At 60.5% G+C, this 19,446-nt stretch carries 18 protein-coding genes; 10 read left to right on the forward strand and 8 right to left on the reverse strand.

The features are described 5' to 3' along the window. Positions 1-52 precede the first annotated feature (52 nt). From secG to NKJ93_RS01620, 4 genes are all read left to right on the forward strand, one after another. Complete coding sequence (gene secG, locus NKJ93_RS01605; RefSeq protein WP_352494606.1) at positions 53-499, forward strand: preprotein translocase subunit SecG; 447 nt, start codon at positions 53-55, stop codon at positions 497-499. A gap of 199 nt (positions 500-698) precedes the next feature. Further along, positions 699-1,820, forward strand: a complete 1,122-nt coding sequence (locus tag NKJ93_RS01610) for a L,D-transpeptidase (protein WP_023717706.1) — start codon at positions 699-701, stop codon at positions 1,818-1,820. A gap of 147 nt (positions 1,821-1,967) precedes the next feature. Next, complete coding sequence (gene pyrG, locus NKJ93_RS01615) at positions 1,968-3,596, forward strand: CTP synthase (RefSeq protein ID WP_352448839.1); 1,629 nt, start codon at positions 1,968-1,970, stop codon at positions 3,594-3,596. Between the two features lie 11 nt (positions 3,597-3,607). After that, positions 3,608-4,147, forward strand: a complete 540-nt coding sequence (locus NKJ93_RS01620; protein ID WP_023717705.1) for a DUF1697 domain-containing protein — start codon at positions 3,608-3,610, stop codon at positions 4,145-4,147. A 30-nt stretch (positions 4,148-4,177) separates the two neighbouring features. Here the strand turns inward: NKJ93_RS01620 and NKJ93_RS01625 are convergent, their stop codons facing one another. The 5 genes from NKJ93_RS01625 to NKJ93_RS01645 form a co-directional block, all read right to left on the reverse strand. Further along, the gene (locus NKJ93_RS01625; RefSeq protein ID WP_352587167.1) at positions 4,178-5,635 is read right to left on the reverse strand and encodes an NCS1 family nucleobase:cation symporter-1; all 1,458 of its coding nucleotides are present in this window, start codon (positions 5,633-5,635) and stop codon (positions 4,178-4,180) included. Between the two features lie 128 nt (positions 5,636-5,763). Continuing rightward, complete coding sequence (gene otsB, locus NKJ93_RS01630) at positions 5,764-6,606, reverse strand: trehalose-phosphatase (RefSeq protein WP_023717704.1); 843 nt, start codon at positions 6,604-6,606, stop codon at positions 5,764-5,766. After that, the gene (locus NKJ93_RS01635; protein ID WP_352482652.1) at positions 6,603-8,384 is read right to left on the reverse strand and encodes an alpha,alpha-trehalose-phosphate synthase (UDP-forming); all 1,782 of its coding nucleotides are present in this window, start codon (positions 8,382-8,384) and stop codon (positions 6,603-6,605) included. The genes otsB and NKJ93_RS01635 overlap by 4 nt, the downstream gene beginning before the upstream one ends. Positions 8,385-8,559: 175 nt before the next feature. Further along, entirely contained in the window at positions 8,560-10,722 is a 2,163-nt protein-coding gene (locus NKJ93_RS01640) for an amylo-alpha-1,6-glucosidase (RefSeq protein ID WP_352494610.1), read from the reverse strand. Between the two features lie 48 nt (positions 10,723-10,770). After that, complete coding sequence (locus NKJ93_RS01645) at positions 10,771-11,832, reverse strand: glycosyltransferase family 4 protein (protein WP_352587170.1); 1,062 nt, start codon at positions 11,830-11,832, stop codon at positions 10,771-10,773. Between NKJ93_RS01645 and NKJ93_RS33545 the strand changes: the two genes are divergently transcribed. Then, on the forward strand, positions 11,818-12,354 hold the full coding sequence (locus NKJ93_RS33545) for a DUF982 domain-containing protein (RefSeq protein ID WP_502896333.1): 537 nt from the start codon (positions 11,818-11,820) through the stop codon (positions 12,352-12,354). The two genes, NKJ93_RS01645 and NKJ93_RS33545, sit on opposite strands and share 15 nt — an antisense overlap. 36 nt (positions 12,355-12,390) lie before the next feature. Here NKJ93_RS33545 and NKJ93_RS01655 read toward each other — a convergent pair whose 3' ends face one another. Continuing rightward, positions 12,391-13,794, reverse strand: coding sequence for a methyltransferase family protein (locus tag NKJ93_RS01655; protein WP_156948030.1), 1,404 nt, complete (start codon positions 13,792-13,794; stop codon positions 12,391-12,393). On the opposite strand from NKJ93_RS01655, the gene NKJ93_RS01660 reads away from it, so the two are divergent. The 5 genes from NKJ93_RS01660 to NKJ93_RS01680 all read left to right on the forward strand — a co-directional run bounded on the left by NKJ93_RS01660 (position 13,794) and on the right by NKJ93_RS01680 (position 16,880). Then, positions 13,794-14,084: a hypothetical protein gene (locus NKJ93_RS01660; protein ID WP_352587173.1), complete on the forward strand. Its 291-nt coding sequence runs from the start codon at positions 13,794-13,796 to the stop codon at positions 14,082-14,084. The two genes, NKJ93_RS01655 and NKJ93_RS01660, sit on opposite strands and share 1 nt — an antisense overlap. A gap of 434 nt (positions 14,085-14,518) precedes the next feature. Beyond that, positions 14,519-14,680, forward strand: a complete 162-nt coding sequence (locus NKJ93_RS01665; RefSeq protein WP_023717698.1) for a hypothetical protein — start codon at positions 14,519-14,521, stop codon at positions 14,678-14,680. Positions 14,681-14,947: 267 nt separating this feature from the next. Then, complete coding sequence (locus NKJ93_RS01670) at positions 14,948-15,172, forward strand: hypothetical protein (protein ID WP_023717697.1); 225 nt, start codon at positions 14,948-14,950, stop codon at positions 15,170-15,172. A gap of 37 nt (positions 15,173-15,209) precedes the next feature. Next, the gene (locus tag NKJ93_RS33550; RefSeq protein WP_023717696.1) at positions 15,210-15,464 is read left to right on the forward strand and encodes a DUF6894 family protein; all 255 of its coding nucleotides are present in this window, start codon (positions 15,210-15,212) and stop codon (positions 15,462-15,464) included. A 678-nt stretch (positions 15,465-16,142) separates the two neighbouring features. Then, the gene (locus NKJ93_RS01680) at positions 16,143-16,880 is read left to right on the forward strand and encodes a TylF/MycF/NovP-related O-methyltransferase (protein WP_051409619.1); all 738 of its coding nucleotides are present in this window, start codon (positions 16,143-16,145) and stop codon (positions 16,878-16,880) included. An 83-nt stretch (positions 16,881-16,963) separates the two neighbouring features. On the opposite strand, the gene NKJ93_RS01685 is transcribed toward NKJ93_RS01680, so the two are convergent. Both NKJ93_RS01685 and NKJ93_RS01690 read right to left on the reverse strand, forming a co-directional pair. Further along, on the reverse strand, positions 16,964-18,040 hold the full coding sequence (locus NKJ93_RS01685) for a GSCFA domain-containing protein (protein ID WP_352587176.1): 1,077 nt from the start codon (positions 18,038-18,040) through the stop codon (positions 16,964-16,966). A gap of 448 nt (positions 18,041-18,488) precedes the next feature. Beyond that, positions 18,489-19,301, reverse strand: coding sequence for an SGNH/GDSL hydrolase family protein (locus NKJ93_RS01690; protein ID WP_352587179.1), 813 nt, complete (start codon positions 19,299-19,301; stop codon positions 18,489-18,491). Positions 19,302-19,446: the final 145 nt, after the last annotated feature.

Here is a 19,446-nt window from a genome sequence, read left to right on the forward strand (position 1 = left end):
TATTGAGCCGCCTCCAAATCAGCGGCCGCACAAGGCCTTGCCAGGATAAATTATGGAAACCGTACTGATCGTCGTCCACCTCATGGTCGTGCTCGCGCTTGTCGGCGTGGTGCTGCTGCAGCGCTCCGAAGGCGGCGGTCTCGGCATCGGCGGCGGATCGGGCTTCATGACCGCGCGTGGCGCCGCCAATGCGCTGACGCGGGCGACAGCGATCCTGGCCGCGGCTTTCTTCGTCACTTCGCTGACACTGTCGATCGTCGCGCGCTATGGCGAGAAGCCGATCGACATTCTCGATCGCGTCCCGGCGACCTCGGACGGGGCAGGCAAGGGCGTACTCAACCAATTGCCCGGCACCACGACGCCGCCTTCAGGCAACACGGCGCCGACCCCGCCGTCCGGCAATGGCGCGGCAACGACGCCTCCGGCAACAGCTCCGGCGACGCCGCCAGCGACAAACGGCGCCACCGCGCCGGCCACGCCGCAAGTCCCCAACCAGTAATCGGGCATCTGATGCCGCGATCTGTTGTCGTTTGAACACAGTCGCGGCAAATGCCGCACGATCACGAAGATTCGACCGCGCCCTACGCTTGAGGCGCTTCCGGCTAATCGATTATACATTGCACGCGGCATTTTCGGCGTCCTTGGGGGGCGCCGGGCGACGCCGTGGGCAACAAGCATTGAACGATCGGATCTTCCCCATGCAGCTTCGCAGCTTCATTTTTGCCGGCCTTTGTGCCGTGCTCAGCCTAGGTGCGCCCGCTTATGCGGCTATGCCGACGGCAAATTCGGCTCATAAAGCCGCGACAACAACTGACGTCGTCAACGTCGCTGCCAAAAGCGATGCGGCGCAATTGAAGCTTCTCAAGAAGAAGAAAGATCCGACGCCGGACGACCTTGCGCAGATCCGCAAGATCGAAGCCAAGATCGCAGCCGACAAGGAAGCCGCTCGCGCCAAGGCACTCGAAGCCAGGAAGCTGGCGATGCGCGAGGCGGCGAAAGCCAAGGCCGATGCGGAACGGCAGGCATTCCTTGCCAAGGAGAGCCAGCCGGTCGCGGCGGTCAAGGTGGCTGATGCCAAGCCGGCCAAGAAGAAGACCGTCAACATCATCGAACCGATCGCACCCATCGCGCCGATCCAGTCGGCCGAGCCGATCCCGGCCGAGGCCATGAACGTTGCGCTGACCGGCAACAATGGCGAATTGCGCAGCGAACCGGTCGGGCAGAAGCCGCAGAGCGTCGGGCTGTTCGCGGGACTGTTCGGCGGCACATCCTCTTCATCGATGTCGCTGCTTCCTGAGACGCGCGCGCTCGACGCCGCGCTCGAAAGGAAGCAGGCCAAGCGCCAGTTCAAGGTCAAGCCGGAATTCGTGCCGCAGGAGGTCGAATTCACCGGCTACAACCCCGGCACCATCGTCATCGATACCAGCGCCCGCCGTCTCTACCTCGTCGAATCATCGTCAACCGCCCGCCGTTATGCCATTGCGGTCGGCCGCGAAGGCCTGCAGTTCAAGGGGACGGTTGCCGTCGGCGACAAGCAGGAATGGCCGCGCTGGATTCCGACGCTGGATATGCAAAAGCGCGAACCCAAGCATTATGGGCAGTACAAGGACGGTATGCCCGGCGGCGGCGACAATCCGCTCGGTGCGCGCGCCATCTATCTCTACGATGGCAAGAAGGATACCCATCTGCGCATCCACGGTACCATTGCACCGCAGTCGATCGGAACCAGCGCCTCCAATGGCTGCTTCCGCATGATCAACGAGCACGTCATGGATCTCTATCGCCGGGTGAAAGTAGGCACCAAGGTCGTCATCATCTGACGCCTCGACAGATCGTGCCAAAAGGGCCGGCCTCGCCGGCCCTTTTGTTTTGATACGCCAATGACCAGAGCGCCTTCTTGGGAAAAAGCCTTCGCGGCGGTTTTTTCTCTGGCGGAATCAATTCGGCCGCGTTAAGCGATGACTCCCATGGCGCGATATGTATTCATCACAGGCGGCGTGGTTTCCTCACTTGGAAAAGGCATTGCTGCAGCGGCCCTTGGGGCTCTCTTGCAGGCGCGGGGCTATCGCGCACGCATCAAAAAGCTCGATCCCTATCTCAATGTCGATCCCGGCACGATGTCGCCCTACCAGCACGGCGAAGTCTTCGTGACCGACGACGGCGCCGAGACCGATCTCGATCTTGGCCATTATGAGCGCTTCACAGGCCGCTCGGCCAACCAGCAGGACAACATCACCACCGGCCGCATCTACAAGAACATCATCGAGCGCGAGCGGCGCGGCGACTATCTTGGCGCCACCGTGCAGGTCATTCCGCACGTCACCGACGAGATCAAGAACTTCGTCCTCAACGGCAATGACGACTACGATTTCGTGCTGTGCGAGATCGGTGGCACCGTCGGCGACATCGAGGCGATGCCGTTCCTGGAGGCGATCCGCCAGCTCGGTAACGACCTGCCGCGCAACAACGCCGTCTACGTCCACCTGACCTTGATGCCTTACATTCCGACGGCGGGCGAACTGAAGACCAAGCCGACACAGCATTCGGTCAAGGAGTTGCGCGGCATCGGCATTGCGCCTGATATCCTGCTGGTCCGCGCCGACCGGCCGATCCCCAAGGAAGAGCGCAGAAAACTGTCGCTGTTCTGCAACGTGCGAGAAAGCGCCGTCATCCAGGCGCTCGACGTGCCGCATATCTACGACGTGCCGATGGCCTATCACAATGAAGGGCTGGATTCGGAAGTGCTGGCCGCCTTCGGCATCGATCCGGCGCCGAAGCCGCGCATGGAACGATGGCAAGCGGTGTCCAACCGCATCCACAATCCGGAAGGCGAGGTGACTATCGCCGTCGTCGGCAAATATACCGGCCTCAAGGATGCCTACAAATCGCTGATCGAGGCGCTGTCGCATGGCGGCCTCGCCAACCGGGTCAAGGTCAAGCTCGACTGGATCGAAAGCGAGATATTCGAGAAGGAAGACCCGGCGCCGTGGCTGGAAAAGGTCCATGGCATTCTCGTCCCCGGCGGTTTTGGCGAGCGCGGCTCGGAGGGCAAGATCCTGGCGGCGAAGTTCGCGCGCGAGCGCAAGGTGCCATATTTCGGCATCTGCTTCGGCATGCAGATGGCCTGCATCGAGGCGGCTCGTTCGCTGGCCGGCGTCGAGCACGCATCATCGACCGAGTTCGGTCCAACCGAGGAGCCGGTCGTCGGCTTGATGACCGAATGGCTGAAGGGCAACATGCTGGAAAAGCGCAGGGAAACCGGCGACCTCGGCGGCACCATGCGGCTCGGTGCCTACCAGGCCGACCTCGCCAAGGGATCGAAGATCGCCGAGATCTATGGCGATACGCAGATTTCCGAACGCCATCGCCACCGCTATGAGGTCAATGTCGACTACAAGGAGCGGCTCGAGGATTGCGGCCTGGTGTTTGCCGGCATGTCGCCGGATGGCGTGCTGCCGGAAACGGTCGAATATCCCGACCATCCCTGGTTCATCGGCGTGCAGTATCATCCCGAGTTGAAAAGCCGGCCGCTCGATCCGCACCCGCTGTTTGCCAGCTTCATCGAGGCGGCGGTAGAGCAGTCGCGGCTGGTCTAGATTAGCCGCCGATGCGAACTTACGTCGCGCTGCTCTACAGCATCATCCTGGGCGAGGGGCGGCGGGTCGTCATGTCCGATCTCAAGGCGATGGCCGAAGGCCTGGGCCTGAACAACCCGCGCACACTGGTGGCGACCGGCAATCTGGTCTTCGAGGCGCAGGAGACAGAACTCGCGGCGTTGGAGCAGCGGCTGGAGGCGGCGTTCGCAAAGACTTTTGGCCGCCATGTCGACATCATCGTGCGCCGCGCCGACGGCTGGCTGAGGCTGGCGGCCGGCAATCCGTTCCCAGCCGAATCGGCTAAAGCCGCGGACCAGGTGGCGGTGCGCGTGATGCGGGCGCCTGTTTCCCCCGATGCGGTCTCTGCGCTGCAGGCCTATATCGGCAGGAATGAAAAGCTGCAGGCGGTCGGCGGCGACATCTGGATCGTCTTTTCGCGCGAGACGCCGAGTTCGCGGCTGCTTGCGGCGGTGAGCCACAAACGCCTCGGCATCGGCACGTCGCGCAACTGGAACACCGTGCGCCGCCTGGCCGAGATGGTCGCAGAATGAACGGGGCGGCTTGCGCCGCCCCGAATCCGTTTAGGCCTTGGCCATCTTGGCCCAGGCGCCGAGTGCCATCGTACGCAGCACGTAATAGATGACGCCGGCAATTGCCACGCCGAAAAACCAGCCATAGACGCCCCACCAGGACGGCAGCAGGCTGGTGAAGTTGGGCAGGATCGACGAGAAGACCGCGCCAATACCGGCGGCGATGAAGGCATTGACATGCCAGCCGCCCTGGAAGCGGAATTCGCCATTCTCCCTGTAGAGCGCCTCGACATCGACCTCGCCCTTCCGGATCAGGTAGTAGTCGACCATCATCACGCCGAAGATCGGCCCCATCGTCGCGCCAATGATGTTGACGAAGGAGGCGGCACTGCCTTCCCAGGGCGCGAAGGGATAGAGCACCAGCGCGATCAGCGCCGCGATGTAGCCGCCCTTCTTGAAGTCGATCTGACGTGGAAAGACGTTGGAGAAGTCGAAGGCCGGCGACACGAAGTTTGCCACCACATTGATGCCAAGCGTCGCTACGGCAAAGGTCAGGGCCGCGAGCGCCGCCAGGAACCAGCTGTCGAATTTCGCCGAGATCTGGTCAGGATGCAGCAGCACCTCGCCATAGACGTCGAAGGCGGCGATCGTGGTGACGCCGGCGACCAGCGAGAACAGGATGAGATTGACCGGCAGGCCCCAGATGTTGCCCTTGCGCAGCGATGCCTTGTCCGGCGCATAACGGGCGAAATCGCAGAAGTTGAGGTAGAGCGCTGAGAAATAGGTCACCCAGATCGCCGCTACAGCAAACAGCGAGGTCCAGGAGCCCGGCGTGCCCGGCACGCCCGCGTCCTTGGTCTTTTCCAGCAGCACATCCATCGGGATGTCGCTGGTGAAGGCGAAGGTGCCTGCCTTGATGCAAAGATAGATCGCCAGGATCAGCATCATCACCCACACCGCCGGTCCGGCCCAATCCTGGAAGCGGCGCACCGTTTCCATGCCCCTCTGGATGATCAGGAGCTGCAGCGCCCAGATGACGGCGAAGCAGATCACCTCGAGCCCGGAGTGGCCGAGGAAATGTGTGCTCTGGTTGAAGTCGGCGAACCATTGCGAGCGGATCAGCAGGGCTACGATCGCGCCGGAGGCCGCCGCCGTCTGCGCGCCGTACCAGAAGCAGGCGACGATGGCACGCACCAGCGCCGGTATGTTGGCGCCCCAGATGCCGAAGGAGGCGCGCGCCAGGACCGGGTAGGGCACCCCGGTCTTCACGCCGGCATAGCCGACTATGTTCATCAACGCATAGATGATCAGCGAACCGATACCGATGGCGATGATGAAGTTGACGAAGCCGCCGCAGAACAGGAACAGGCTGGCAGCGAGATAGTAGCCCCACAGGCTGTGGACGTCCGACGTCCAGACGTTGAAGATCGAGAACGGTCCCCAGTTTCGAACCTTCGCCGGAGCGAGATCCTCATTGTACAGGTCCGGTGATGCGCCTTGTATGGTCATAGAGATGTCCTCCCCTTGTTACCGCACGCGCCTCCACGCGTGGCACGCAGGTTAAGCCTGACGCAGGGGAACCGGCAAGCAGACGATCTGCCGGCTTTGGGCTTAAAGATATTCAATGAGAAACGCGCTTATCGACCGGACGCTGCCGTGGCTGCGATATTGAGCTTCGCCCTTGATTCGGTCTCTGCCTTGTTGTCGGCCGGTCGAGCACCGGAGACCGGCGAGACTTCGAAATTGGCCCCGAGCCAGGCTATTGCGCCGGTCACGCCATCGAGGACATAGGTTGCGGCCGTCGGTCCGTTCGGCTTCACGCGGATCGAGATGCCGCCAATTTCGTTGATGGCCTCGAAACCGTGTTCGTCCGATGTGTCGTCTCCGAGGAATATCGGCCGCCGGCCGACAAAGGGCGGAATGTCCATGAAACGCCGGATGGCAGCACCTTTGACGGCTTCCAGAGGCATGAGCTCGACGCCGGCGTTTCCGGGAAGCACCCGATAACCCTTCGGAAGCCGGGCCAATGCCTGTTCGATCAACTGGATTGCCGGCGCAAGCAGTTGCGGCGCTGCTCTTGTATGGACGGCAAGGACCGGACCCTTGCGCTCGACATAGACCTTGCCGCTGCCCAGTTCGGCCTCGATCTCGTCGGCAAGGGCGGCGATGTCGGCAGGCGCGTCGGCGGCATCGATCGGACCCGTCGGCGTCAGCCGGTGCTCCAGCCCATAGAGGCCGGCGATCCTCAGCTTCAGCGGGTGGAACAGCTTGTCCACAGCGGGGATCGAGCGGCCGGTGATGAAGGCGACCGCACCATCCAGCCGCTGCTCGATGTGCCCAAGCAGATTGCGCAATTCCTCGCCGACCGACACCGCGTCGGGATGGGCAGCGTGTTCCAGCAGGGTTCCGTCGATGTCGAGGAAGAGCGCCCATTGCCCTTCCGGCAGGTCCGGCGCCGGCGGTTGTTCAAAGCTTTTCACGACGCTGCCTTCCGTGCCCGCTCGAACATCGAGATGACGTTGTTGGTGTTCGACGGCGGGCGCTCGCCAGTTCCGGTCACCCTGTCGAGATCGCCGCGTTTGCGCAGGCGCGCGGCATCCAGCAACATGCTGCCGGCCCAGCGGTAGACATTATTGTCGCGGACCATCTCGCGCATCGGCCGCAAACGCTCGCGCTGCTCTTCCGGCGTCATCGTCAGCGCCTGCAACAGCGCCTCGCTCATCATGGCTGCGTCGTAGGGGTTGACGATCAGTGCCTCCAGCAATTCGCGCGAGGCGCCGGCGAAGGTGCTGAGCAAAAGCACGCCCTGTTCGTCGTCGCGCGCCGCGACGAATTCCTTGGCGACAAGGTTCATGCCGTCATGCAGGCTGGTGACCATGCAGATGTCGGCGGCGCGATAGACCTCGTAGACCTGCTCCTGCCGATGATGTTCGGCGACCATCAGGATAGGGCTGTATGTCTCGCTGCCATAGCGCCGGTTGAGCTCCTCGGCACAGCGGCGGCATTCGTCATGGAGTTGCTGGTAGGCCGGCAATGTCCCCCGGCTCGGCGCCGCGATCTGCAGGAAAACCACCTTGCCTATCCATTCGGGATATCTGGTGAACAATTCGTCCAAGGCATGGAAGCGATCGAGAATGCCTTTCGTGTAGTCGAGGCGCTCGACGCCAACGCATAGTTTGGTCTCCGCAGACAGGCCGAATCTATCGCGGACACGGGCGCGGCACTCCTCGACAGACGGCAAACTTGCCAGCAATTGGGCCGGCCATTCTATGGAAATGGGATAGGCGTGGACCAACGTGGTCTGTCCGCCATAGGAGATCGCCGCGTCGGCCCGTTCTATGCGGCTCTCCAGAAAGCGGTCGACACTTTCGGTGAAGTTGTTGGCATGGAACTGGGTATGAAAGCCGATGATCGAACTGCCGAGCAATCCCTCCAGGATCCGCTCACGCCACGGACAGATGCTGAACACTTCCGAATTGGGCCACGGGATGTGCCAGAAGGTGATGATGATGGCGTCCGGCAGGCGCTGGCGGATCATGCGCGGCAGCAGCGCGAAGTGGTAGTCCTGCACCAGCACGATCGGCCGCTCGTTGCGTGCTTCGGCAACCACCGTATCGGCGAACTTGCGGTTGACGGCCTCGTAGGCGTCCCAGTCCGAGGCGCGAAAGATCGGGCGGGTGAAGGCGATATGGCAAAGCGGCCATAGGCCCTCATTGGCGAAGCCCAGATAATAGCCCTGATATTCCTCCTCCGTCAGCCAGACCCTGCGCAGCGTGTAGGACGGATTGCCTGGCGGCACTTGCACCCGGTCGTCCTTGTCGACCGTGAGACGGTCTGCCGTTCCGCCGCCATAGGCGATCCAGGTTCCGGCACAGGCGCGAGTGATGGGCTCGAGTGCCGAAACCAGCCCGCTGGCCGGCACCAGAAGTTGGACCCCGTCATCCTTGATGTTGTGGATGTAAGGTTCGCGGTTGGACACGACGATGACCTGTGCGTCCGGCAGGTCGTCGGCCAGGATCTTACGCAATGTGTCGGGCGACCATGTGACCAGCGCCGCGTCGGCCGACTGGCCGTTCTTTTCGAACTCGCGCAGCACCTTGCGTGCCGCTTCCGATGCGACATCCTCGCTCGGCGTGTATGCGGCCGCCGTTGCGCGGCCGCGGCGCTGGCGGGATATCGATAGGAGAATGGCAAAAGCGGAAAAGCCAAAACTTGCAATCAGCAAAACCCAGAGCAGGTCTACAGTATAATCTGACATGGAATGTGATCTCGCCTCCGGCCGCCGATAGCCGTTTTTATTGGTTTTTCTGGTTCGCTGCCGTGCGACAACAACAGTTCCCACGCCGCCCATTTTTGCAACGCACAAAGAGGCTATCGGTTCCGGACGATTGCGGTGCCGCGCGTCGTTTTCGATGCGCCGCTGCGAGGCGGCGTCAGGTGCGCACGATGAGCGGTACCATCCCCTCATACCGATCGGCGAGAAAGGCGACGACCCGATCGCCGACACGCTGGAATGTGAGGTCGACCACCGCTGAGCCGACACCCAGATGCCGCAGTGTCAGCGTGTCGATGCCGATCGGCAGCCTCGGGCGGGTGACCCGGATTTCACCGTCCCAGCCATCGATTTCCAGGCCAAGGCAGGCCTGCATCAACATGAAGGCCGATCCCGCCGACCAGGCCTGCGGCAGGCACGCGACGGGATAGGCGATCGGCGCTTCGCCCGGCGACCTGGTAAAACCGCAGAACAGTTCCGGCAGCCGCATGTTGAAATGGACAGCCGACTCGAACGTGCCGCTCATCAGCCGCACCACGCTGTCGCGTACGCCATAACGTGCCAGGCCGGCACCGCACATGGCAGTGTCGTGCGGCCAGATCGAACCGTTGTGGTAAGACATGGGATTGAAGAATATCGCATCGTCGGCCAGCGTCCTGACGCCCCAACCCGAGTGGAACGACGCCGAGAGCAGCTGATCGGCGACCAACTGCGCCCGTTCCGGCTCGGGCAGCCCGACATAGAGGAGATGGCCGGCATTCGACGTCCGTACCTTGCAGACCTCGCCGGCACCGTCGATCGCCATGGCGTAGAAATTGAGATCGTCCATCCAGAAATGGCGTTCGACCGCGGTGCGCGTGGTTTCGGCGCGTTCGTCCCAATGATCGGCCTTGTCGTCCTCGCCACGGCGGCGGGCGAGCGCTGCCAGCCCACGGAACGCGGCAAAGACATAGCCTTGCACCTCCACCAGGGCGATCGGCCCCTTGGGCATGCGGCCATCGGCATGGAAGACCGAATCGAAGCTGTCTTTCCAGCCCTGGTTGGCGAGGCCGGACTCGGCGCCGCGCTGATAGGTAACGAACCCGGTCGCGCGGCTTATCTCTTCGGTCCATTCGGCCGCAGCACAGAGCGATGGCCACAGGCTGTCGATGAACGCCATGTCGCCGGTACGATCCGCATAGGCACAAGCGAGATGAATGTAGAGCGGCGTGGTGTCGACACCGCCGTAATAGCGGCCAAACGGGAGCTCCCGCAGTGCCGCCATCTCGCCCTTGCGGGTCTCGTGCATGATCTTGCCCGGCTGCGAATCGCTGAACGGCGACGTTTCGGTTGCCTGATGCTGGGCGAGAAAGGCGAGCACGCCGCGCGCCAGCCCGGGATTCAACCACAGCATCTGCAGTGCGGAGATCACCCCGTCGCGGCCAAACGCCGTCGAGAACCAGGGTATGCCGGCATAGGGGTAAGGTCCGGTTGCAAGCTCGGTGGTCAGCAACGCCACGTCCGCGCGCGCGCGCTCGATCCAGTCGTTGAAGACGCGGCCAGAGCTGTGCACCGTCGCGCCGTGGCGGCGTTTGGCGCGCATGCCGAAGCGAGCGCGGGCGGCGGCAGCCCGAAAACGGTCGCGGTCGGGTGTCTCCGCCACTTCCGGGCCGACTTCGATATAGAGGACCTCGCTGCTGCGCTTAGTCACCGCAATCAGGAAATCCGCACGGTTGGTGGTCAAATTGTCCGGGGCTTGCGAGAACGAGATCGCCGACAGGCGCACAAGCTGGTCCAGCCCGTCATATCGAAGCACCACGGACGTCGGACTGGTCTCGGCGGCATGGGCTATCCCGCGCTTGGGCCGGGTCGAGCCGCGCACCTCGAACATGTCACGGAAATCTGCTGCGAAATGCAAGGAAACCCGAATGGCCGACGATTCCTGGCTGTAGTTGGAAAGGGTGATGCGCTCGAACAGCCGGTCCTGCCAAAGCAGCCTGACGCGTTCTATGTGGATCGCGCCCTGCGGAATATCCCGGCCACCGACACTCTGAATCGGCAGATTGGTCAGGTTCGAGGTGAAAAGCACATTGTCCTGGCTGAGCGATGCGCCGAGCAGCGACATTTGCCGGCCACCGACCGTCAACCGAAATTCCGAAAGCACACGCGTGTCGTCTCGGAAAAAGCCGTCGCCGGCGCCGCGGATGTCGCCATAGGCGTCGGCCACCGCGAAGCAGTCGCCTTGCTTGAGGGCGAACAGCCGGTGCGGCTCCCGAGGCGCGACCTCGTCGAGAGAGGCAAGGGCTACGGCGGGATCAAGCTTACGCTCGTCGAGTTGATTCATTCGTCACAAACTCTGTCGTTTCGTTCTCAACTTCCACAATGACGCCGATCAGGACGCTCTCGCTTCACCGGGAGCACCGATCAGGTGCGCATAGGCTGCCACATAGTCGTGGGCCATTCTCGTGGCAGAAAAACGGTTCTCGAATACGGCTCTCACCTGACGCCTGTCGAGGCGTAGCAATTCCGGTATCGAGGCGACCGCAGCGTCGACTGTATCGACAAGGAAACCGGTCACGTCGTGGTCGATGATCTCCGGCAGGGCACCGCAATTCCAGGCGATTACCGGCGTGCCGCAGGCCATCGCCTCTATCGCGGCAAGGCCGAACGGCTCCGGCCAATCGATCGGAAACAGCAGGCCGGCCGCCTTGCCGAGGAATTCCGCCTTTCTGTCCTCTTCGATCTCACCGATATAGTCGACACGGTCGCCGTCGATCAGCGGCTCGACAGTGTCGTGGAAAAACGCGCGGTCGTCATCGCCGATCTTTGCGGCAAGCTTCAGTTTCAGCCCGGAGCGCAAGGCGATCTCGATGGCACGATCGGGGCGCTTGTCGCGCGACAGCCGGCCCAGGAACGCCAGATACGGCTCGTCCGCATCCGTCTCGAAAGTCGGCTCGTAGATATCGATCGGCAGCCCGTGATGGATGGTCGCCAGCCAATTGGCCTTGGCGAGCCCGGCTCTCTGGCTGCGGGAAATCGAGATCATCGGAAAGCGCGGAAAACGTTCGTAGGCCGGCGCCAGATCGACATAGTCGAGCCTGCCATGCGGTGTTGTCACCGTCCGGTCGGGCATGTGTTCGAAGAAAGGAAAATGCAGGAAGTGGCTGAGATGGAAGTGGATGACGTCGAACTGCTGCGCACGGTTCCTCACCTCGGCAAGCATAGAGAGATGTGCCGCGGTTTCGGATTTGTGGGGGCGCGGATCGAGACGCAGCGCACGCTCGCGACACGCCACCAATTTCGCCGACGTTTTGGTATCGCCGCTGGCGAACAGGGTCACGTCATGGCCAAGCTCGACCAATCCTTCGGTCAGATAGGAGACGATGCGCTCCGTCCCTCCATAGAACCGGGGTGGCACGGATTCATGGAGCGGCGCCACATGGGCTATTCTCATGTTTTGGCATTTCCCTCAAAAAGACTGCTCGTGGGATCGAAATGCATCAGTCGCGCTAACGTTCCCGTACAACGGCAAGATGTCGCGCAATTGGGACTGCCGGAGCTTGCCGTCCAGCCAACATTTTTCATGGCAAGCCTCTTTTGCCGGGAACCAAAGGGCCAGTTCGCGAGTTTAGTGGGGTTCGATCGTACGCATCCGGTCGACGGGGAGGAAACGATGGACCGCTTGCAATTCTTTTCGCCCGTGCGGATTTTGCGCGGACAGGGACAGCCTGTGGAGGAGATCGACAGCGTTGCCGAAGCGATGGCATTCCTGCGAAAATGGCCGGCCGGGCGGCGCGGGCCGGTTTACCAATGTGCGGTGAATTGCTGTGCTGCGGCCATGGCCGGCCGGATGTCGGCCGAGGAAGCGAGAAAGGCTTTTGCCGGCTTCGCCCGGATCACCCGCCTGCTCGAGGGCGATCGGCCGTTGCCGGTGAGCGGCGAGGATCGGCATCGCGCGGATGCGCTGCGACGATAGCGCCAGCTGCCGCTAACCCTCAAAACAAGATATCATTCAGCCGGAACGCCCGATCGGCGACCGACTCGCTTTCGCGAACAGTCGTTTGAACTGGGCTACAGCACCGTTCTCGGCGATGTAATCGCAATAGGCGGCGTAATCGGGGTCGCGTGACAGATGGCGTTCCTCGGTGATGGCGCGAAGTGCATAGACGGCGTTGAGCCCGAGCAGGATGGCGGAGTGCCGCAGCGCTTCAGCGGGTCCCGTAGCGGTGAGGAAAGGGACGGAGACCAGCCACCAGGAGAGGTTTTTCGAAACATAGGCGGGGTGCTTGATCCAGCGATACGGTCCGCAGGTGATGATTCCGCGGTTGGTGAGATTGGAAAATCTCAGGCCAAAGCTCACGGTGGACCAGACAAAAATCAAGACGCAGAAGACGATCGCCGATCCCCAGAAAACCTGGAGCGCCGGTGTGGGCATCACCGCCGTCCAGTTGGCGCCCGTTTCGTAATTCAGGTAGGCACGGGTGGCGGCATTCATGGGTTCATAACAGGCAAGACAAACCAGCCAGCCGAACACAGTGGGCTCGACGGTGCGGATATGGTTGTCGAGGACGCGCAGCGTGAAAATGTAGCCGACGACCGCGACAAGGACATCCACCATGAACAGGAGATCGATTGCAAAAGCGTGCCAGCGCATGATGTCGAATTGATACGGTTGTTCCAGTCCGGCCAGGATCGAACCTAGCGCGGAGCACAGATAGACGAACATCAGCGGCAGGAAGAAGCCTTTGACGATCCAGCCCCGCACATGCTGGCGTATCTGCTCAGTCCTTTGCGGCACGGCGCCGCCGAGGACGAATGCACCGATTTCGGCATATGAATCTTCCGGATCGGTTTGCCGGCGATCGACATAAGCAACATAAAACGGCGCGGTGACGAGCAGCGCCGGCAAGGTGTCGTAGAGAGCTGCCCAGTAGGGGGCGTAAAACTCACGCCGGTATTCCGGCAATATCCAGTAGACTGCGGCAATCGTCGTGAGCGTGACGATGAAGCCGATGAGTTTGCGCATGACGCGCTCGACTTCAAGCGCTCGCATCGGCTTTGCCTGCAATCCCGTTGAACGCCTTCGAAACGTCTGGAAATAGGCCGTGTCGACCGCGATCATCGCTGCCGCGGTAGCTGCAATGACAGTCATGGCCTGCAAATGCACAGGCCAGCTTCTGTCGACGAGCACCCCGACGGCCAGCGCAAGACCAAGCAGTCCTGCAAGGCCGGTGAGGGGCGCGGTCGCGGATTTCGGTTGGAGCGTCAAGCTACTACTCCCGTTGTCGTGAGGGTTTGATCGTCGTGGGCGGCCGGCACGGGTCACGTGGTGTGCCCACCCGCCGCCGCTGGAGCCACTTGAGCAGCTGCTACACTCCACCGCTGCCGTTGGATCCGCCGCTGCTTGTTCCGTCATTGCCGCCGCTTGAACCACTGCTGCCACTCGAACCGCTGCTGCCGCTTGAACCACTGGTGCCGCTCGAGCCGCTGGTGCCGCTCGAGCCGCTGCTGCCACTCGAACCACTGCTGCCACTCGAACCACTGCTGCCACTCGAACCACTGCTGCCGCTTGAGCTGCTGGTGCCGCTCGAACCACTGCTGCCGCTTGAGCTGCTGGTGCCGCTCGAACCACTACTGCCGCCTGAACTGCTGGTGCCGCTCGAACCGCCGATGGGCCCCTTGTTGGCGTTGCGCGGGGAGGGATAGTTGTTAGCGCCCTCGCTTACATTTTCGCAGGTGCACTTGCGCTGATATTTGGTGCCGAAAGCACTGCGTTCATTGCTCGCCTTCTGGCAGACCACCCTATGGCAAATCAAAGTCGCTTCGGTTGTCTCGGGGGTAAGGCCTGTGATGACTATTGCGGTTGTCGTGGCCGCCATGCCCATGATTGTGAACCGGAGTAAATTCCGAAAATTTTGCATAGATACCTCGCTTTCTGACGCCTCGCTTCTCGGGCTTTCGCCCAAGCTTCCTCATTGTCGAGCGGGTGTTTGCAACAAGGCCGCATACGGATCGCTTACGCCTCAGCGGTCGGGCTCAGGGGCGGCGTAAAAACGTTGGACAAAGCGCAGACAATGGTGCCGCATTGCGGTATTTCGATCAGAAAAAGACCAAGATGCGCTTTTCGGGGGAAACAGATAATGTCGAAACGGCTTAGACTGGTGTTGGGAACGGCCGGCGCAATTGCCGTCGCCATCGTCTGGGGGATCATCGCCACGTCGATGGGGCTGCCATCGATCCTGATAACCGTAGGAGCGGTCGCGATCGGCGCCGGCATCTACAGCTATCAAAGCCGGAGCTGATCCGGCATCCGGCGACGGCGGCTTAGCCCAAAAAATCCCACAGTCCCGGACTGCCCGCGGCAATGTTCAGTGTACGAAAATTACCAACGGCAGCGTCCTGTGGAACGTGTGGCCTCTCGAAGCTATTGTGGTGGCGGTCCGAGACACCCCCGCCTCGGGCCGTTGGCTCACCCAGCCGAGTGGTCCGCTGCTACCCAATGGCGGCGGACCGTTCACCCGCAAGACGGACCCCGGAAGACGGACATTGTGCCGAATCGAGGGAGAACCATGGTCGTTGACGAGATTGCAGCGCGGCGCCTGAAAATTCTGATCGAGCAATATATCGAGACCAGGAAGAGGCGCCACGATGAGGTTTCTACCGCAGCGGCTGAGATCGCCATCAGGGCTGTCATGCCGAATTGCCCGGTCTCCGGAAAAGCCTTGGACGACATGATTGCGGCATGTGCGTTCGAACATGGGCTGGGGGTGCTGTTCGATCGACCTGACGCATGAAGGCTAAAATTAGATAAACCGACCAACCGGAACCGGCATGCCGAGATATTTTTTTCACTTCCGAAACAATGACGGCCGCTTGACGGAAGATTTCGAGGGTCAGGAGTTGGACGGTTTGTCCGCGGCTCAGGATAACGCCATGGCTTCGGCCAAGGAAATCCTGGCCGAGGGCCTGCTCAGCGGCAGCCCGGTCCTGACAGGTCTTTCCTTCGAAATCTGCGACGAGAACCGGAAGCTGCTATTCCGATTTCCCTTCTCGGAAGCTGCCGAAAAGGCTGGCACTCGACCGTGATTGGCCAAAGGCCCGCAATGCGGGCGAGCTTTGTCGAGCCTGGCTGAAAAACCGCATGTCGCGGGCAAGGCGGTCGTTGGCGCAAATCAGCACCATAAGCAAATTAGTAGCATAGCTGCCGGCACAAAGCAAGAACAAACATGGCTTGCCTTGCCGACAGGGGAACTATTTATGCTCCCGTTTGTCGGCCCAGGGCTACCGTAGCGTTCCAGGATCTCGAGGGCAGGGGACTGACCAAGGCGAGCGCGGCGAGACTGATCCGCGATCGCGACGGCCTGATCTCCCTGGTCGCCGAGTTGGGCTCTCTGACGCTCCAGGCGCGACGAGGGCGCCTGACACTTTCGACGCATATCTGCTGCGGGCATTGCCCTGCTGTGCGCAAATATGTGATGAGGAGGTGCCGCGCCATCGTTGCGGCGCGCAGATTAAGCCGGGCAGTGTGCTAACTTCCGCTGGCAATCGACCAATTTCCGGACCGGCCTGGTACGTGACCGTGATCTTGAGTCGCAGTGCATGGGAGTTCCATTCCCGATCTTGGCTTATTACGTGCACCCGAAGCGCTTCGTTGCGGGATAAGGCCATGTCCTTCAGTCGGAACTCGACGTCATTTCGCGTCTGATGACGGCAGAGTTTCTCTCTGCCGTCATCAGAACACATACCGAATGCTGGAGGATACAGGTGAAATTGAGAGACGCGGCACTTGCTGTTTTTTCAAACAAACGCCGAGGCGTGGCTTGGTATAAGATCGCACAGAAGAAGGCGGACAGATACGGCTTCTATGTCTATTCCAGCCATATGGTCTGGAAGGACCAGCCATTTTTCCGCAAGGCACTGCAGCGGGTCAAAAACATCCGCGGGATTCCAGATCCGCGAGCTTTTGTCCTGCAAAGCTGCCTACGATCGATCGAGCGGATCGACGGCGATGTGGCCGAATGCGGCGTAAGGCAAGGCCGGTCGACGATATTCATGCTGATGAGCGATCTTCGGCCACGGCACTATCACCTTTTCGACTCGTTCGCCGGCCTCTCGGAACCGACCGCAGAGGATCGCAAGCGAAACGGCCAAACGCCGTGGAAGTCCGGCGATCTCAGCACTGACGAGAGGGTAGCCAGAGAGAATATTTCGGACTTCGGCAACACAACTTTTCATGTGGGATGGATACCGGAAACTTTTCCCAGCGTAGCCGACCGGCGTTTCGCCCTGGTCCATATTGACGTCGATCTATACGAGCCGACGCGTGACGCGCTTGCCTTCTTCTACGATCGGGTGTGCGCACATGGCATCATCATATGCGATGACTACGGCTCCGCGCTCTGTCCTGGAGCCCGAAAGGCCTTTGACCAATTCTTCGAAAACCGCCCGGAAGGCATTATCGAACTTCCAACGGGGCAGGCGATTGTCGTAAAGGCAAGCTAGTCCTGAATGGTTGCGGCGGCTCTCCATCGGATGAAGCGAGGACGTCGCCGAAAGCCATGATGGAAATCGGCAGGGCACGGGTATCAATTCTCGCTTGATGGCACCTGAGACGGAGCAAAATAGGCATTGAAGAACTGCTCAACGATCTCGTCGACGACTGAGTTCTTTACGTGCCGCAAGTCCTCTCTGTAGCTACGAGCAAGGCCCCCATAGGTGACAAGCTCGAACGAGGGAAGATAATGGACATTGTCCCGTTCCCGGCAGACTTGACCAAGCACGGCGCGAAGAACGGACTTGCCTTCAGTGCTCGCGGTGACGACATCCGCGTCCTGAAATGTGCGCGCCAATGCAACCGGTGAGACCGTGAGAATTATCGGCGCATCGGGTTTGCGTTCACGGACCATGTCCACGGCAGCCATCACGTTGGCGTAGTTTTCCTGAAAGCTGCTGACGTGAAGCGTTGTTTCCTGCATTCCGCCGCCGCCGAGATAGAGCGGCTTCTGCGCTGCTGCTTTGCCACTGGCCTTGTTGATGAAGACCTCGGTCATTCCAAAGGTGAATATGAATGCCGTGGCGGCATCGAAGCCAGCCCGCATCTCCCGGTTTACGCTCCCGATCACCTCTTTGAGAACTTCCGGAGATTTGGCGAAAATACCGCGCCGATACGGGTCCTGAAAGCTGGCCGAGCCCCAAGGGACGCGTTTCTTGACCTGCCACCAGTCGTCGTCTGCCTGATCCCACACGCCAAGCATTTGCTCGAGCTGGAGGCGAACAGTGAAAGTGTTGTAGAAGTTCATATGTTCCTGCCGAGGCAGCTCATCTACAATGGCCTCCGCGGGGTCGAAGCTGATATTTCCGTAGGACGGGACGCATGCGATGCGTCTGTTTGTCAACGCGCGTCGAATTTCCTGCGCAAAGCAACTCCCCATCGTGAAGAATATATCGTCAGAAGTTAATACGGGGGTTTTGCGTATAGTAATGGCGCCAGAGCTTACAAAGTCGCCATACTTCGCGTTCAATTTATCCGACGCCATCAGACGGACGGGTTTGGCGTATCCGAGTCGATTGCGTATCCGAAGGTACCTTCGTTTAACTCGCTCCAGAAATGGCACAGTCGCTCCATAGTGGTCCCAGCTGGCCCCAACCGCAATGCCGGACATGTAGTCTGCTTCGCGGCTAGCTGCAATCAGAAGGATTCAAGATTGACTATTCGAACGACGTCAGACCTCAGATGCGGTTCTTTTGGCGCATGTTGTCGCGGCGCAGTCTGGTCCCGCTTCACGCTTCATTGAGGCGTCTGTCGGGCTGTCCGCTGACCCCGACAGTTGTGCAGAAATCGCCTTTGGTGGATCGGCAACGCAACATGAGCCGCGCCCTTGGGACCGGGGGATCTCTCTCACGCACGTCTGGCGTAACCCAAGGCAGACCGAGGGATTAGGGCCTACCAGAGAGGGTAATTGTCCTCCGGCTCAGCTTCCTCGTCAGCTTTTCCTCGTTTTTTTATGACCATCCGCACCAATGCTATTGCGGCTACAACCAGCAAAGCAGCGGATGTCCAAAAAAATATACTATTCATGGAAAACATTCATAGTTTTTCTCTCGTATACGTCAGTATATTAGAGGTTTCTCTTTGGAAAAGTTCAGAAGACCCTGTTCCATAATCGCGTTGGCAACAATCCTGGCAGCAGAATCCGCTCCCTTCTCGGTGAAATGCACCTCGTCGTAATAATTTCTATCCAAAGTCTCGCTGCGTTGGCAAAGGTAAGGCAACGATCCATGGAGATCAACGACCGAGGCGCCGGTTCGCTTGGCTATGTCTTCCACAATGCGTCTGTGTTCCCAAACCGCGTTTGCAGCGGGATCGTTTGGGTCTTCCTGCCGATAATTGGGGTTTACGAAGAGAACCGAGGCTCCGGCTGCCTTTGCGAGGACGACCAGTGCACTAAAGTTCGCACGAAACGCGTCTGGTGGATTGTGCGCAATGTGCTTCGAATTTCGACGTCCATCGCCTCGACGTCGAACAATGTTCCCGACATACGCGGTCGCCAGATTTTGCCGTCTTTTGAACCAACCCGAAAGCCCGCCACCTGACGGTGGCTCGAACCAGGAGCAGGAATACTGGTTGTAGTCTCGAGACAGTCCTTCCAGTCGGCGAGGATGAACATCATTGTGCGTATAGTAGTATACGATAAGATTAGGTGACAATGGTGCTACGTGGAAAAGAAGTCTCAAAACGTTCTCGACCGAGGTATATCCGCCAACTCCTGCGTTGACGATGTCAATTTCGACTCCCGGTTTCAGATCCCTCAGGTATTCGCCCAGCCGGTGCGGATAAGTACGGCTATCGTCTTCTATTCCGGTACAATAAGTAGACGATTCTCCCATACAGACAACTCTTAGACATTGCTCCGGCTTCGGCATGGCGGTTTCCGGGCCCCGGAAGCCCAGGCTATTGTGTCTCGATCTGCCGTTGCCCGAGTGCCACACAGGATTCAGCTCATATAAGGTATAGGGGTTTGGCCGAACCAAAGGTGTCGGGCAACCAGCCCATTTGGCAATCAAGCCT

The sequence above is a fragment of the Mesorhizobium sp. M0028 genome, assembly GCF_040323855.1.
Classification (GTDB): Bacteria; Pseudomonadota; Alphaproteobacteria; order Rhizobiales; family Rhizobiaceae; genus Mesorhizobium.